The following is a 1,364-nucleotide window of genomic DNA, read 5'->3' on the forward strand; positions in this document are numbered from 1 at the left end:
GGGACTGTCCGATAAACGGTGGATTCAGGGGTTGGTCTGACACGCCGGGCAGCGTGCCTGGCAGGGAGGACTGATCATGAGCGAAACACTTGATCCCATGGCGACTGATGTGGATCAGCAAGAGTTGGCACAGCAGCTCCTGGCCCAGGCCAGGGAGCAGGGAATCGAACTCGTCGGACCCGACGGGCTCTTGAACCGACTAACGAAAAACGTCCTTGAAACCGCCCTGGAGGCGGAGATGGATGACCACCTGGGCTACGAGAAGCACGACGTGACCGGGCGTGGGAGCGGAAATTCCCGCAACGGCACACGCACGAAAACGGTGCTGACGGAGATCGGGCCGGTAGAGATTGATGTGCCGCGGGACACCGGTTCGACGTTCGAGCCGCAGATCATCAGGAAACGGCAGCGGCGCCTGACCGGGGTGGACGAGATCGTGTTGTCGCTGAGCGCGAAGGGACTCACGACAGGGGAAATCGCAGCCCACTTCGATGATGTCTACGGCGCGAGGGTCTCGAAGGACACGATCTCCCGGATCACCGAAAAGGTCGTTGCCGAGATGGTCGAGTGGCAGAACCGGCCTCTGGACCGGGTCTACCCGGTGGTGTTCATTGACGCGATTCACGTCAAGATCCGCGACGGGCAGGTCACGAACCGCCCGGTCTATGTTGCGATCGGGGTGAGCACTGGCGGTGAGCGGGACATCCTCGGCTTGTGGGCAGGCGACGGTGGGGAAGGCGCCAAGTTCTGGCTCTCCGTGCTCACTGAGATCAAGAACCGTGGCGTGGAGGACGTCTGCATCACCGTCTGCGACGGGCTCAAAGGCCTGCCCGAGGCCATCAACACCGTCTGGGAGCGGGCCGTGGTCCAGACCTGCATTGTCCATCTAATCCGCAACACCTTCCGCTTCGCCGCCCGGCAGTATCGGGACGAAGTGGCACGTGATCTGCGCCCGGTCTACACGGCACCGTCCGAGGCCGCAGCCAAGGAACGTTTCGTGGAGTTCTCCGCCAAATGGGGTCGGCAGTATCCGGCGATCACCCGGCTGTGGGAGAACGCGTGGACTGAATTCGTGCCGTTCCTGGACTATGACGTGGAAATCCGGCGGGTCATTTGCAGCACGAACGCTATCGAATCCCTCAACGCCCGCTACCGGCGCGCGATCCGGGCCAGAGGCCACTTCCCGACGGAACAGGCCGCCTTGAAGTGCCTTTACCTGGCAACCCGGGCACTGGACCCCGCCGGCAAAGGCAGGGCACGATGGGCCATGCGATGGAAGCCGGCCCTGAACGCCTTCGCCATCACCTTCGAAGGAAGAATCAACTAAATGCCAACCCCGAATCCACCGTTAAACGGACACTCCC

General features: G+C 62.4%; 1 protein-coding gene. It reads left to right on the forward strand.

Features of this window, described 5'->3' with window-relative positions; translation table 11 throughout:
- Window positions 1-97 precede the first annotated feature (97 nt).
- Window positions 98-1,327 (forward strand): IS256 family transposase, encoded by a 1,230-nt coding sequence (locus AC3WJM_RS22995; protein WP_492273056.1) that lies wholly within the window; start codon window positions 98-100, stop codon window positions 1,325-1,327.
- The last annotated feature ends 37 nt before the right edge of the window (window positions 1,328-1,364 follow it).

It is taken from the genome of Arthrobacter sp. FW306-1B-G06A (genome assembly GCF_058781765.1).